Below are 13,898 nucleotides of genomic sequence, written 5' to 3'. Positions count from 1 at the left end.
GCGCGGACCGCACGGAGAGGGGGCACCACACCTTTGGGACCGGGACTGCCTCTCTACAGCTCCTGGATGCGGATGTCGCGGTACGAGATCACATCCGTCGTGCCGTGGACCTGGAGCCCGACATAACCGGTGGCGTACCGCCGGCCGTCCGTGCCCGGGTCGCCGGCCCGCTCCGGGTAGAACGTCTGGCCGGCCACATTGTCGAACTCGTTGATCACGACTCCGTTGCGCAGAATCGTGAAGTGCTGGCCGACGGCGCGGATCTCGTAGTCGTTCCAGGTGCCCTTCGGGGTGACGCCCGCGCCGCCCAGGCCCACCCGGTCGAAGCCGTAGACCGAGCCGGTCTTGTACAGGTCGCCGTCCGGGCGGTCGAGAATCTGCATCTCGTGCCCGTAGTTGATGGCGACCCACTCCGGCCGGGACTCCTCCGGGTGGTTGTGGACGTTCGGGAAACGGACGAAGACACCGCCGTTGGCGTTGCCCGTGCCCGGGGCGTCGTCACGGAACTGGAGCTTCAGCGAGAAATCGCCGTACGTGCGCTGCGGGAACCACAGCATGCCCATGCCGTCGACCGTCGTGCTGCTGGTGATGGCACGGTCGCCGGTGAGGGTGAACTTGCCGCCGCCGACCTGCTCCCACTTGGCGAAGGACTCCGCCGTGCCGTCGAAGAGATCGCGGTAGCCCTCGGTCTGGCCGGGTGTACCGATCTTGGACTGCTTGGCGGCCTTGGTGATCGCCGTGAACTCGCGCGCGTCGATGACCGTGTCGGCCAGCAGCTTGTCGAGCACACTGTCGACGTGCTTGAGGAAGAGGGCCTGGGAGGTCCACTCCTTCTCGTCTTCGATCAGCTCGTTGACGGTGCACCGGCTACGAGTGAGCCGGTTCGGCACACCCGAGTCGACCGTGCCGACGATGACCGTCAACCGCTCGTCGAACTCCGGACAGTTGGGCGCCGGAACGCCGCCGCCCCGCGCGATGGTGAACGACAGCTGCTTGGCCTGCGCGGTGTTGCCCGCCTTGTCGGTCGCCCGGTACGCGAGCGCGTGGTGGCCGACCTTGTCGACGATCACGGGCGTGGTGTACGTGAGGTAGGGACCGCCGTCCAGGGAGTACGCGATCTTGTCCACACCCGACTCGGCGTCGGTCGCGGTCAGTGTCACCTTGGCGCTGGTGATGTAGGCGCCGTTGGAGTTCTTGGTCCCGTCCACGACCGCCCCGGCCACCGGCGGCGTGGTGTCCTTCACCGGCGGCTTCACGACGGTGAAGTCGACGGACTTCTCGGCCGCCGCGTTGCCCGCCTTGTCGGTCGCGCGGTAGCGGACCTTGTGGGCGCCGGTCTCGTGCACCATCACCGGAGCGGTGTACGGCTGCCAGGCCCCGCCCGCCCCGAGCGCGTACTCGATGGTGTTGACGCCCGAGCCGGTGTCCGACGCGGTGACGGTGACCGTGGCCATCGACAGGTAGTTGCCCGCGTCGTCCTTCTCGCCGCTCACCGTCGCCGAGGTCTCCGGCGGTGTCTTGTCGTCGGTCGACGGAGCCACCACCGCGAAGCCGACGGATTTCTCCGCCGCCGCGTTGCCCGCCTTGTCGGTGGCCCGGTACCGGATGGTGTGCTCGCCGACCTGGTCGACCACCACCGGGGCGGTGTACGGCTGCCAGGCGCCGTCGGCCCCGACCGCGTATTCGGTCGTCGCCACACCGGAGTCGTCGTCGGTGGCCGTCACCGTCACCGTCGCGGAACCGACGTACGCGCCGTCGGCGTTCTTCTGGCCGTCGACCTTGGCAGCGGTCACGGGAGCGGTGGTGTCGTCGCCGCCCGCCTCGGTCACGGTGAGGACGCCGTTCATCGTGCCGTGGCCCGGGATGGAGCAGTGGAAGCGGTACTTGCCGGGCGTCAGGTTGACCTCGGCGGTGTACTTGCCGCCGTTGGCGTCACCGGGGTTGGCCAGGATGTTCAGCTGCACGTCGCTGTTGTACTCGGGGTCGGACGTGTCGAAGGTCAGCGTGTGCGGCATCCCGGTGGTGTTGCCGGTGGCCGTGCTGTTCTCGAAGACGATCGTGGTCGCCCCGGCCACCGCCGTGGTCGGGAAGCTGAGGTACTTGTCGATGGGATCGCCGGCCGTCCAGGTGAGCACCTGGGCGGCCGCCTTCGGCGCGGCCGGACTGTCGTCCGCACGGCCGTAGGCCGCCGTGGAGGTCAGCCCCAGCACCATCAGGAACGCGCCCACCAGGGCCGTCCACAGGCGCGCGGGCCGTGACCTCAGGAAGTGTGGCCGCGAAGCCCGCCACGGGCGTTGTGGTCGGTGTCTCACTGCTCCGCCTTTCTGACCAGGTCGGCGGCGGCGGGAGTCGGCTCGCCGCCCTTGTACGTCACACGCCACAGCGCGGACTCGGCGTCGGAGGTGAAGAATCCGCGCCCGTAGTCGAGGACGTAGAGCGAACCGTCCGGGGCGAACTTCCAGTCCATGAGGTTACGGATACCGCCCTGACCGACCGGGATGATCTTCTTCAGCGACTCGGCGTGCACGGGCAGGCCGCCCTTGCCGACGGTCTTGGGGTCGGTCATCACCGCGTGGCGCGGGCTGGCCGCCGCGTCGTAGAAGTCACCGACGAACCACTTGCCGTCCCAGTACTCCGGCCACTTCTGCGCACTGGCGCTCCGCGCGTCGTACCGGTAGAGCGGGCCGTCCATGGTCGCCTGGCCGCCGCCCTTGAGCCACGGCAGGAGGTAGGTGGCCTCCGACGTCTTGTAGCTGGGGACGCCGTTCGCGTCGCGCGGGTAGTCCGGGGCGCCGCCCTGCGGGGAGTACCAGATGGTGTTGCCGGTGACGGGCGGCAGGTTCACCAGACCGTCGTTGTTGGGGGACTCGTTCTTCGGGGCGGCACAGTTGTACCAGCCCAGCGGCTTGGACGGGTCGGGCAGATTGCGGTCCCGGTAGGGCTGGTTGTTGCCCATGCAGAACGGCCAGCCGTGGTTGCCGGCCTTGGTGATCGCGGAGAACGTGTCGTACTTCGCCGGGCCCCAGGTGGTGCTCGGCTCGCCCGCGTCCGGGCCGACCCAGCCCGCGTACAGGGTGTCGGTCTTCTTGTCGATGGAGATGCGCGCCGGGTTGCGCACGCCCATCACATAGATCTCGCCGCGGGTCTTTCCGCCGCCCTCGGCCTGCTCCTTGCCCGTGAACAGGTTGCCGTCGGGCAGTGTGTACGTGCCGTCGGCCTCCGGGTGGATACGCAGGATCTTGCCGTTGAGGTTGTTGGTGTTGCCCGCGGTGCGGCGCGCGTCCGCGAAGGAGACGCCCTTGTAGTTGGGCTGGGGGTTGTTGCCCGAGTAACCGTCGCTGAACCCCGACGAGTTGTTGTCGCCCGTCGCGATGTAGAGGTTGCCCTTGGAGTCCCAGGCCATGCCGCCGCCGGAGTGGCAGCAACTGTGCACCTGCACCGGCCACTTCAGCAGGACCTTCTCGGAGGCGAGGTCCAGCTTGTTGGTCGTCGGGTCCAACGTGAAGCGCGAGACGCGCCGTTCGGCCATCCGCGTGTCACGGTTGAGCTGGGAGTGCGGGGTGTAGTGCAGATACACCTGGCCGTTGGATGCGAAGGCGGGGTCCAGCTCGATGCCGAGCAGCCCCTCCTCGACCTTGATCAGCTCCTCGCCGCCGCCCTTGTTGCCGAAGATCGTCAGCGCGCCGGCGAGCGTCACCTTCTTCGTCTTCGGATCGTAGACATGGATCTGGCCCACGCCCTTGCCGACGTCCGGGTTGTTCCAGTCGGTCACCACGGGGGCGCTGTTGTCGCCACCGCCGCGGCCGATGTACAGCACCCGCCCGTCGGGCGCGACGACCACGCCGTGCGGTTCGCCGATCTGGTCCTGCTGGCCGGCCTGGTTCGGCTGAGTGAGGCGCTCCGCCTTGTAGTTGGAGTCGACCGTCGCCTTGCAGTCGGCGCGGGAGATACGGGTCGTCCACTGGAGTGCGCCGCGAAGGTGGTCGCGGAAGTCTGTTTCGGCGTACGACTCGGCCGTACCGCCCATGCCGGTGTAGAAGGACCGGCCGCCGTCGTAGTCACGGCACCAGGAGATGGGATGGTCGGCGCCGTTGGCTCCGGCGCCGGGCTTGTAGGCGGCCTCCCTGACCCGGGCGACGGTGTGCACCTTGCCGGTGGGGTTGGTGGCCCAGTTGATCCACTTGTCGGGGCGCTTCCACTCCAGCGGGAGGTTCTTCGTCGCCGGGTGGACCCGGTCGCCGACCTCGACGGTCGCGCGCTGCACGGTGGTGGGGCTGGTGGCCGCGGGACGGGCGCCGATCAGGCCGGTGAACCAGTCGGAGTACGGTTCCGTACGGGCCGCGTCATGGATGCCGAGGAAACCGCCACCGGCCTCCACATAGGCCTCCAGTCCCGCCTCCTGATCGGGGTCGAGCACATCGCCGCCGCCCGTGAGGAAGACGACCGCGTTGTACGTGCCGAGCTTGTCGGCGTCCGTGAAGACCGAACCGTCGTCCGTGGCCACGGTCTTGAAGCGGCCCGCGGACGGTCCCGTCAGGCCGATCGACTCGATGGCCTCGATCCCGGCGTCGACCACCGGCGACTCCTCGGTGGCCGAGGCATGGAAGACAAGAACCCTGACGTTCTCCCCGCCGGGCGGAGACGGAAGGGACAACGTTGTCGACGTCGGCTCCGGGTACGGCCTGGCCGTGGCGGCGTTACCGCCGAGCAAGGACGCCGCCATGGCTCCGGCGGCCAGGGCCGCGGCCATACCGCGTCTGGATCTCGACCGGTGACGTGGTGCGCGCTGCATGTGTTCACCCACCCCTCTTTGGTCACAGCAACAGCGCCTGAAGCTAGACCTCTTTCACCGGCTCGCCAATAGGTACGACCGCAATTCCACCAACTTTGTCCTGAGTGTGGATAAACGAAGGTCGCTGGTCTACCGTGTGGCCGTCCCCGGGGCGTCAGGAGCTGTCCGGCGAACCTCGGCGCCCCCGGGTTCGCCGGACAGCTCCTGACGGGCCCCGTCAATCTCCGTACGGCACAGGGGAGTTCGGTATGGCCATGGACAGACGGAGTTTCAGCCGGCGCCTGCTGGCGGGCGGCGCGGTGGTCGCGACAGGGGTGACATCGTTGTCCGTGGCTTCGGCCCCGGCGGCGACCTCCGCGGAGAGTCCGCCCAGGACCTCCCCGGCCGGCGGGACGGTACGCCATCTCAAGCTCTACGCGGAGAAGTTGGCGGGCGGTCAGCTGGGATACGGCTTCGAGAAGGGCAAGGCGACCGTGCCGGGCCCGCTGATCGAGGTGATCGAGGGCGACACCGTCCATATCGAGTTCGAGAACACCACGGACGCGGACGTCAGTCTCCATGTCCACGGCGTGGACTACGAGATCGCCAACGACGGCACCCGGATGAGCAAGAGTCACGTAGAACCCGGCGGCACCCGTACGTACACCTGGCGCACCCACGCCCCGGGCAGGCGCAAGGACGGCACCTGGCAGGCGGGCAGCGCCGGTTACTGGCACTACCACGACCATGTCGTCGGCACGGACCACGGCACCGGCGGCATCCGCAAGGGGCTCTACGGTCCGGTGGTGGTCCGCAGGCAGGGCGACATCCTGCCGGACAAGCAGTTCACGATCGTCTTCAACGACATGACGATCAACAACAAGCCGGCCGCCGAATCCCCCAACTTCGAGGCCACGGTGGGTGATCGGGTCGAGATCATCATGATCACGCACGGTGAGTTCTACCACACGTTCCATATGCACGGTCACCGCTGGGCGGACAACAGGACGGGCCTGCTCACCGGTCCGGACGACCCCAGCCGCGTGATCGACAACAAGATCACGGGCCCGGCGGACTCCTTCGGCTTCCAGATCATCGCGGGCGAACGCGTGGGCGCGGGCGCCTGGATGTACCACTGCCATGTCCAGAGCCACTCGGACATGGGGATGGCGGGACTGCTGCTGGTGAAGAAGACGGACGGCACGATCCCGGGGTACGAGCCACATGATCCGGACCACCCGATGAGCGGGGATGACGCGAAGGCCTCCAAGAAGGCGGACGGGTCGACGGCGGATCATTCGGGCCACTGAGGGCAGTCCCGTGAATGATCTCCGGGTTGCCGGGGACGGGGGGTTCGCTCCCGGCGACAGGCGCGGCCACCAGTGGTCATCGGTGTGCGCGAAAGCCTCAACGGCAGCCGGCCCGGCTAATGACGAGGTGCGGGGAGCGGCCGTTCCGGGGCGGGGGCACCGCCCGCCCGGTCGATGGCGCGCAGTTCGTCGAGGCTGTCGGCGAGGGTGCGGCCCGCCAGCGCGCCGAGGACGGCCGACTCGGTCTCGTCGGTGAGTCTGACGAAGTACTCGGCGGAGTGGTTGGTGACCAGGCACTCCCTGGGTCCCTCCGACCGGGGGGCCCACAGCGGCTTGTCGCCGATGGATGTGCGGTAGATCTCTCCCAGTGTGATCTGGTCCGCGGGCCGGCCGAGGCGGACGCCGCCGCTACGGCCCTTGCCCCGCTCGCCGGGGCGGAGCGGGGGCCTGTCGGACCCCACGGGTCTGCGACGGGGCGATCGACGAGAGACACTCGCGCGGATCGGCACTCAACCAGGAGCTCTCGCTGCTCGGGTACGACTCGGTGGACATGGGACCGCTCGCCGAGAGCCGGCGCTCACAACTGGGCACTCCGGTCTTCTGCGCGCCCTACGCGGTGACCAAGGACGACCGGTACAGGAACCAGCCCGCCGCTCCCGCCTCTGCCGCGGAGATCAGCGTGGCCCTCGCGTCGGCACGGCGCTGAGCCCTCAAGGACGCCCCCTCTTCCTGTACCGGAATTCCCACGTCACGGGAATTCCGGTACAGGAAGAGGGGGTACAGCTGCTTCTTGCGCGGCGGATGGGGCTGACGACGGGCCGCCCGGCCCGGCTGCCATGCTGGGTGCATGGCAGAACTCAACGGCCGGCCGGTCGATCCGGATCAGCTCACCGCTCTCGCCCTCACCAACTACGGTCACTTCACCACCCTTCGCGTGGACGACGGGCGGGTACGGGGGCTGGCCCTCCACCTCGAACGGCTCGGCCGTGACTGCCGGGCCCTGTTCGGGACGGATCTCGACCTCGACCGGGTCCGTGCTCTGCTGCGGCGTGCCGCGCCGGCGCGGGGAGCGGTCACGATACGTGTCACGGTCTTCGACCCGTCCCTGGACCTGGGCCACCCGGAGCGGGCCACCGCCCCCCAGGTCCTGATCACCCAACGGGCCGCGTCCGCCGGGCCGTTGCCGCCGATCCGGGTACGGTCCGTCCCGTACGACCGGGACACCCCCGAGGTCAAGAGCGTCGGACTCTTCGGGGCTCTGCGTCAGCGCCGCGAGGCCCGGCTCGCCGGGTTCGACGACGCGCTCTTCGTCGGCGCCGACTCCCTCGTCTCCGAGGGCGGCACCTGGAACATCGGTTTCTTCGACGGCGACCAGGTGGTCTGGCCACAGGCACCGTGCCTTCAGGGCGTGACGATGCGGCTCCTCCAAGAGGTACGCGAACACCGCGTCGCCCCGGTCACGCTCGCCGATGTCCCCTCCATGCACGCCGCGTTCGCCACGAACGCGGCCATCGGTGTACGCGCGATCACGGGTATCGACGACACCGGACTCGTGGGCCACCACCCGGCCATCGACCTCCTGCGGGAGGGATACGCGGGCCTGCCGGGCGACGCGCTGTAGCCGTATGTCCCCCCAGGGCCGGTTGCCATGGGCGGCCGGTCCCACTCAGAGGTGATCACCGGAATCAGGCTCCGGCGATGCTCCGGCCCGGCATCGGCTCCGCGAGCGCGGCCCGCCGGGCCGGGGCGCCGAAGGGGTCGCCGAAGTACTGCGTCTCGTGCACCACGTGCCGGTCGGCGAATTCCATGATGCTCACCGAGTACGAAGGCACCCCGTCGTAGGTGATGGTGCATTCGCTCACCCACAGATCCGCACGGCCGGTGATCCGCCGGACGGTGAAGTGCCGGTCGGCCGGGTGCCCGCCGCGTTGCGCCGAAATCGTCGCGCGGCCCTGGAACCGCTCGCCCGACTGCGGGTAGTCCAGGATCGCGTCCGTGGCGTAGATGGCGTGCTCGGCTTCGGTATCCCCGCGTTCCGAGGCCCGCCAATGCTCCTCGATCGCGGCCCTGATCAGGGAATCAGCATCCATGGCACCACCCTTCCGCAGCGGGGACAGCCTACGGTCCCCGGTGGATCGGCGCGCGGCGTCGGGTGCGGGCCCGGCCCCCGGGGCCGAGGGGGAGCGCCCCCCCCGCATGGTCTGGCGGTCTCGGCTCAGCTCTCGCGCCGAATGCCGGGGCACTGTCCGCTGATCCGGTACGCCACAGAACGCCGGCGCCTCGGCACGTACACCCGCCGATAATTCGCTCTTCGTGCGCACGTCGGCGAACGGTCCGGTTCGCGTCTTTTTGCTGGTGATCAGATCGAGGGTGTCCCCGCTGTCCGGCAGGTAGTCGATCCGGACCGGTCACATCCCGTCTTTCGGTGAGGAAACATGAACCACTCCAGTCCAGCTGGTAAGGGCAGAGCCGTCATGCCTGGGCGTCCCGCGCGCACGCGTGCCGTGATCATGGCCATGTCGCTGGCAGCCGTGACGTCCGTCGGCGCGCCGGTCGGCGCGCAGGCCGCAACGCCCGGCCCCGCCGACGCGCGAACCGTGACCGACTCCCACGTCGTCTCCCGCTGGACCACCCAGTCCGTCGCCAGGGGCGTCGAGGTGCGGACCGGGACGGTGACGAACTCGGCGGCGGAGCCGACCTGGACCGTCACCGTGGAGGCGCCGACCACCAGTCGGCTCACCGGTGCCGCCGCTTGGGCCAAGGTGGGACCGCGGAGCTGGGCCGACGCCACGGCCGCGCAGTTGCGGAGCAAGGGCTTCCGCCCGCGCGTGGACGCCATCGACTGGCCCTCCTACAGCGACACCCCGCGCGGCTTGATGGGCCTGCGGGTCCGTGTCGGTTCGTACGCCGCCCAGGGCGAGGCGGACACCGCTGCCCAGGCGCTCACCGCGGCGGGCTTCCACGCCACGGCCGAATGGACCGGGTACGACAGTGACCGGCCGGCCGACAAGGAGAACATCCGCGTCGCGATAATCGACCCGCGCACCTTCTCCGGCACGATCGCCGGTACGCACGACGGCAACGTCACGCGGCGCGAGACGACCTCGTCCGTCGCGGCGAAGCTGAACTCGCTGGTCGGCGTCAACGCCGGATTCTTCGTCACCGCGGACGCCGACGGCGTGCAGGGCACTCAGGCGGGACTCGGGGCGTACGACGGGAAGCTGGAGTCGATGTCCTCGGGCGCGCGGGCGGCACTCGTCCTCGGCGACGGCGGCAAGCGCATCCGGATGGCCGACCTCACCAGCAGCGCCACCGCCACCGCCGGGAAGGCCCGTTACGAGGTCCAGGGCATCAACCGCGTACCGGGCACCGTACGCAATTGCGGCCGCCCCGGTGCCCGGCCGAGCACACATCCCTGGCAGGACGTCACCTGCCGCAAGACCGACGACCTGGTCAAGTTCACCTCCGCCTTCAAGGCCCCGCTGCCCACCGGGGCCGGCGCCCAGGCCGTGCTGGACGCCTCCGGCCGGATCGTCTCCGCGGGCACCCGCGGTGGCACGGTGCCGGCCGGTGGCTCGGTCCTCCAGGGCGTCGGTTCGGCCGCCGGCTGGCTGACCGCCCACGCGAAGCCCGGACAGCGCGTCGGCGTCGCCGAGACCGTCCGGGACGAGGCCGGGCGCCCGGTCCGCCTCGGCAGCCACGACAGCATCGTCAGCGCCGCCCCGACCCTGGTGAAGGACGGCCGCATCAGCATCGACGCGGCGACCGAAGGAGTCGTGGACCCGAAGGACCTCTCCTTCGGCTACGCGTGGGCCAACAGCCGCCAGCCGCGAACCATGGCGGGCACCGACGCCAAGGGCCGGCTGATCCTGGTCACGGTCGACGGCCGCCAGGCCGGCGGCAGCGAAGGCTTCACCCTGCGGGAGGCCGCGTCGTTCATGCGGTCCCAGGGCGCGCTCCAAGCCATCAACCTCGACGGCGGCGGCTCGACCGCCATGGCCGTCAACGGCGAACTCGTCAACCGTCCCTCCGACACGACGGGCGAACGCCCCGTTGGCGACACCATCCAGGTACTGCCCCGCTCCACCCGCTGAACGAAGTCACTGAACGAAGTCACTGACCCGAGCTACTGACCCCAGCCACTGACCCGGGCCGGGTACCGGCGGCCGGGCGCGAATCGATCCGCTGTGCTCAGCTCGTGTACACGACGCGGCACGTGTACACGACGCGGCACGTGTCACGACGCGGCATGTGTCACGACGCGCTGAGCACAGCGGTACAACAGCCGACGCCGGCTTGAACACAGCTGCCGGCCCGGGGGAGGCGGCGGGAGGCTCGTCATTCTCCCGGCTCGCCTCATCGCCAGGAACTATTGTCGCGAGCATGGTCGAACTCGATGCCCTCGGTGCCACCCGCGAGGCCTACGACGCTGTTGCCTCCACCTACGCGGAGCTGTTCCGCGACACGCTCCGTGACAGCCCCCTGGACCGCGCGATCCTGGGTGTCTTCGCCGAATCCGTCCGTGCGAGTGGGGACGGTCAGGTCGCGGACCTGGGGTGCGGACCTGGCCATGTCACCGCCTATTTGGACGAGTTGGGGCTGGCGGCGTTTGGTGTTGACACCTCTCCCACGATGGTCGGGCTGGCTCGACAGGCCTATACGGGCCTGCGGTTCGACGTGGGTTCCATGGCCGCCTTGAACATCGCCGACGGCGTGCTGGGCGGCGTACTCTCGCGTTGGTCCATCATCCACACCCCGCCGGAGGAACTCCCCGTCATCCTGGGGGAGTTCCTCCGCGTGCTGGCACCCGGCGGCCACCTCCTGCTCGGCTTTTCGGCGAGCGAAGATTCCTCCCACCCGACACAGGTCTTCGATCACAAGGTCGCGCCGGCCTATCGGTGGTGGCCCGACCACCTCGCCGCGATGCTGCGCGAGTCCGGGTTGGCCGAGGTGGCCCGGATGGTTCGCGAGCCCCAGCCCACCGACCAACGGCAGTTCCAGGAGATTCACCTGCTCGCCCGCAAAGCCCAGTAGGCAGCCTTGCAGACCTTGCAGACGTGGCCGGGCGCTGCTGGTGTTGCTTGCCAAGGTGCGCGGGCTGTACGACTTGGAGAGTTACGGCAGCGCTCAAGGCAGAGAGGCCAGGTGACGATGCAGGCGTCAGAAGTATCCCGTGCGACGGCCGCCGCCCTGTCGATCGCCTCATCGCTCGACCTGACCGCCGACGACGCGATCATTCTCCATGACTCGAACAAGCTCACTCTGCGCCTGCTGCCTTGTGACGTCCTGGCCCGGGTGGCCCCCGTATCGAACCACGTCGCACAGTTCGAAGTCGATCTTGCTCAGCGGCTCGCCGAGGCCGGGTGCCCGGTGGCCGCTCTCGACCCTCGGGTGGAGCCACGTGTCTATGAGCGCGGCGGATTCGTGGTCACGCTCTGGACCTACTACGAACCCGTGACACCTCTGGCGGTCCCACCGGCCCACTACGCCAACGCTCTTGAGCGGCTGCATGCGGGCATGCGCGAACTCGATGTCCCGACGCCGCGATTCACCGATCGAGTCGATCAGGCGCAACGACTCGTTGCGGACCGCGACCGCACTCCGGCGCTCGCCGACGCGGACCGGGAACTGCTCGGCGACACGTTACGAAACCTGAGACGAGTGATCGGCGAGCGCGGCGGAGCCGAGCAACTGCTGCACGGCGAGCCGCACCCGGGCAACGTGCTCACCACGAAGAACGGGCTGCTGTTCATAGACCTTGAGACGTGTTGCCGTGGGCCCGTCGAGTTCGACCTCGCCCATGCGCCCGAGGAAGTCGGCGAGCACTATCCGGGTGTCGATCACGACGTGCTGCGCGCGTGCCGGATCCTCGTGCCGGCGATGATCACGACGTGGCGCTGGGACCGGGGCGACCAGCTCCCCGACGGGCTCCGGCTGGGCAGGGAGTGGCTCAGCCGGATCCGCGCGGCACTCGACAGCGGCGGCCCGGACACCCATGGCTGATCGCGGACCTTCGAGGTAGCAGCCGGAGTGCAGGCCCGAGGCGCGGCGTCACCGCCGGAGCGGGCTTCACGGTGCGGGCCCGTTGCCGCCGATCCCTGTGCGATCCGTTCCGTATGGCCGGAACGCCATGTGAGTCTCCATACCGTCGGCCGACCGGGTAAACCTCGTCCAGGCACGATCATCGTATCGAGTTAATGTCATCGGCTTTTCTGGACCGATTGGGCGCACGGGCCGTTACTGTTCCCAGAGATCTGGACGGATTCCAGGTTATTTGCCCCTCTTTTCCCGTTCCCGGTGCCGCGAGACCTCGTCGGTCACCGTCCTTACGAAGGAGAGCGCGCCCGATGACTGTTGATACCGGCCTGGAGGGACAGATGGAGCCGCCCCGGCAGTCCAGCCTGGGTACCGCGGCTGCACGTAACCTCGCCACCACGACCAAGTCCGCCCCGCAGATGCAGGAGATCAGCTCCCGCTGGCTGCTGCGGATGCTGCCCTGGGTGGAGACCAAGGGTGGCGCCTACCGGGTGAACCGCCGGCTGAGCTACACCGTCGGTGACGGGCGCGTGGAGTTCGTCCAGGACGGTGCCAACGTCCGGGTGATTCCGCGGGAGTTGGGCGAACTGGCCCTTCTACAGGGCTTTGATGACGTGGAGGTGCTGACCGCGATCGCCGGCCGGTGCGTGCAGCACGACTTCCGTGCCGGCGACAGGCTGGTCGAGCGCGGTACGCCTGCCGACCGGATCCACCTGATCGCCCACGGCCGTATCAGCCAGACGTCCGTCGGCAAGTACGGCGACGAAGCGGCCGTCGCCGTACTTGCCGACGGCGACCGGTTCGGCGACCACGCCCTGTTGGACACCGACGCCCGGTGGGACTACACCGCCACAGCCGAGACGGCCGGCACCCTGCTCACTCTGTCCCGCGCCGACTTCGCCGCCGTACTGTCCACAGCGCCGAGCCTCCGGGCCCACATCGAGCGATTCAGCTCGCTTCCTCTCAAGCGGCAGAATCGTCACGGCGAGGCGGAGATCGCCATGTCGTCCGGCCACACAGGCGAGGCCGAACTGCCCGGCGCGTTCGTCGACTACGAGCTGAAACCGCGTGAGTACGAACTCTCCCTCGCGCAGACCGTTCTGCGGGTCCACACGAGGGTCGCCGACCTCTACAACGGGCCGATGAACCAGACCGAGGAGCAGCTCAGGCTCACCATCGAGGCGCTGCGCGAGCGCCAGGAGTACGAGCTGGTCAACAACCGGGAGTTCGGTCTGCTCCACAACGCCGACTTCAAGCAGCGCATCCAGACCCACTCGGGACCTCCCACCCCGGACGATCTCGACGAGCTGCTCTGCCGCCGCCGCGGCTCCAAGTTCTTCCTCGCCCACCCCAGGACGATCGCGGCGATCGGGCGTGAGTTCAACCGCCGCGGCCTCTACCCGACCCATGTCGACCTCGGCGGGCAGCAGGTCCCGGCCTGGCGTGGGGTCCCGATCCTGCCCTGCGGCAAGATCCCCATCACCAAGGAGAAGACCAGCTCGATCCTCGTCATGCGCACCGGCGAGGACAACCAGGGCGTCATCGGTCTGCGTCAGACGGGTCTCCAGGAGGAGTACGAACCGGGCCTGTCGGTCCGCTTCATGGGCATCGACGAGAAGTCGATCATCTCCTACCTCGTCACCACCTACTACTCCGCCGCCGTCCTCGTGCCCGACGCGCTCGGCGTACTGGAGAACGTGCAGATCGCCAGTCGGCACGACTAGACCCTCTCCGGCCGGTCTTCGCCGGGCTCGCGTTGTGCCGGGCACCGCGCCCTGATC

Annotated in this window: 12 protein-coding genes; 8 read left to right on the top strand and 4 right to left on the bottom strand. The window is 69.1% G+C overall.

All coding sequences use genetic code 11. The features are described from left to right. Positions 1–53 precede the first annotated feature (53 nt). Together ACIOJD_RS17505 and ACIOJD_RS17500 are read right to left on the bottom strand one after the other, a co-directional pair. Positions 54–2,213 carry an OmpL47-type beta-barrel domain-containing protein gene (locus tag ACIOJD_RS17505; protein WP_401915484.1) on the bottom strand — a complete coding sequence of 720 codons (2,160 nt, stop codon included), beginning with the start codon at positions 2,211–2,213 and terminating at the stop codon, positions 54–56. Positions 2,214–2,308: 95 nt separating this feature from the next. Then, complete coding sequence (locus tag ACIOJD_RS17500) at positions 2,309–4,576, bottom strand: ThuA domain-containing protein (protein ID WP_401914139.1); 2,268 nt, start codon at positions 4,574–4,576, stop codon at positions 2,309–2,311. Between ACIOJD_RS17500 and ACIOJD_RS17495 the strand changes: the two genes are divergently transcribed. Further along, complete coding sequence (locus ACIOJD_RS17495; protein WP_401914137.1) at positions 4,551–4,775, top strand: hypothetical protein; 225 nt, start codon at positions 4,551–4,553, stop codon at positions 4,773–4,775. The two genes, ACIOJD_RS17500 and ACIOJD_RS17495, sit on opposite strands and share 26 nt — an antisense overlap. A gap of 271 nt (positions 4,776–5,046) precedes the next feature. After that, positions 5,047–6,081: a multicopper oxidase domain-containing protein gene (locus tag ACIOJD_RS17490; protein WP_401915482.1), complete on the top strand. Its 1,035-nt coding sequence runs from the start codon at positions 5,047–5,049 to the stop codon at positions 6,079–6,081. Positions 6,082–6,197: 116 nt separating this feature from the next. On the opposite strand, the gene ACIOJD_RS17485 is transcribed toward ACIOJD_RS17490, so the two are convergent. Next, the gene (locus tag ACIOJD_RS17485; protein ID WP_401914135.1) at positions 6,198–6,542 is read right to left on the bottom strand and encodes an Rrf2 family transcriptional regulator; all 345 of its coding nucleotides are present in this window, start codon (positions 6,540–6,542) and stop codon (positions 6,198–6,200) included. A gap of 89 nt (positions 6,543–6,631) precedes the next feature. Here ACIOJD_RS17485 and ACIOJD_RS17480 point away from each other — a divergent pair, with 89 nt between their 5' ends. Continuing rightward, positions 6,632–6,787 carry a hypothetical protein gene (locus tag ACIOJD_RS17480; protein ID WP_401914132.1) on the top strand — a complete coding sequence of 52 codons (156 nt, stop codon included), beginning with the start codon at positions 6,632–6,634 and terminating at the stop codon, positions 6,785–6,787. 141 nt (positions 6,788–6,928) lie between these two features. Further along, positions 6,929–7,702: an aminotransferase class IV family protein gene (locus ACIOJD_RS17475; protein WP_401914130.1), complete on the top strand. Its 774-nt coding sequence runs from the start codon at positions 6,929–6,931 to the stop codon at positions 7,700–7,702. Between the two features lie 64 nt (positions 7,703–7,766). Here the strand turns inward: ACIOJD_RS17475 and ACIOJD_RS17470 are convergent, their stop codons facing one another. Beyond that, positions 7,767–8,171, bottom strand: coding sequence for a nuclear transport factor 2 family protein (locus tag ACIOJD_RS17470; RefSeq protein ID WP_401914127.1), 405 nt, complete (start codon positions 8,169–8,171; stop codon positions 7,767–7,769). Between the two features lie 384 nt (positions 8,172–8,555). Between ACIOJD_RS17470 and ACIOJD_RS17465 the strand changes: the two genes are divergently transcribed. From ACIOJD_RS17465 to ACIOJD_RS17450, 4 genes are all read left to right on the top strand, one after another. Beyond that, positions 8,556–10,175 (top strand): phosphodiester glycosidase family protein, encoded by a 1,620-nt coding sequence (locus ACIOJD_RS17465; RefSeq protein WP_401914125.1) that lies wholly within the window; start codon positions 8,556–8,558, stop codon positions 10,173–10,175. A gap of 289 nt (positions 10,176–10,464) precedes the next feature. Next, complete coding sequence (locus ACIOJD_RS17460; protein ID WP_401914122.1) at positions 10,465–11,115, top strand: class I SAM-dependent methyltransferase; 651 nt, start codon at positions 10,465–10,467, stop codon at positions 11,113–11,115. A gap of 117 nt (positions 11,116–11,232) precedes the next feature. After that, entirely contained in the window at positions 11,233–12,084 is an 852-nt protein-coding gene (locus tag ACIOJD_RS17455) for a phosphotransferase enzyme family protein (protein WP_401914119.1), read from the top strand. Between the two features lie 344 nt (positions 12,085–12,428). Then, entirely contained in the window at positions 12,429–13,841 is a 1,413-nt protein-coding gene (locus tag ACIOJD_RS17450; protein WP_401914115.1) for a family 2B encapsulin nanocompartment shell protein, read from the top strand. The last annotated feature ends 57 nt before the right edge of the window (positions 13,842–13,898 follow it).

Origin of the sequence: Streptomyces sp. NPDC088116 (assembly GCF_044741745.1) — a bacterium.
Taxonomy (GTDB): domain Bacteria; phylum Actinomycetota; class Actinomycetes; order Streptomycetales; family Streptomycetaceae; genus Streptomyces.
This window is presented reverse-complemented; position numbering and strand designations above follow the sequence as displayed.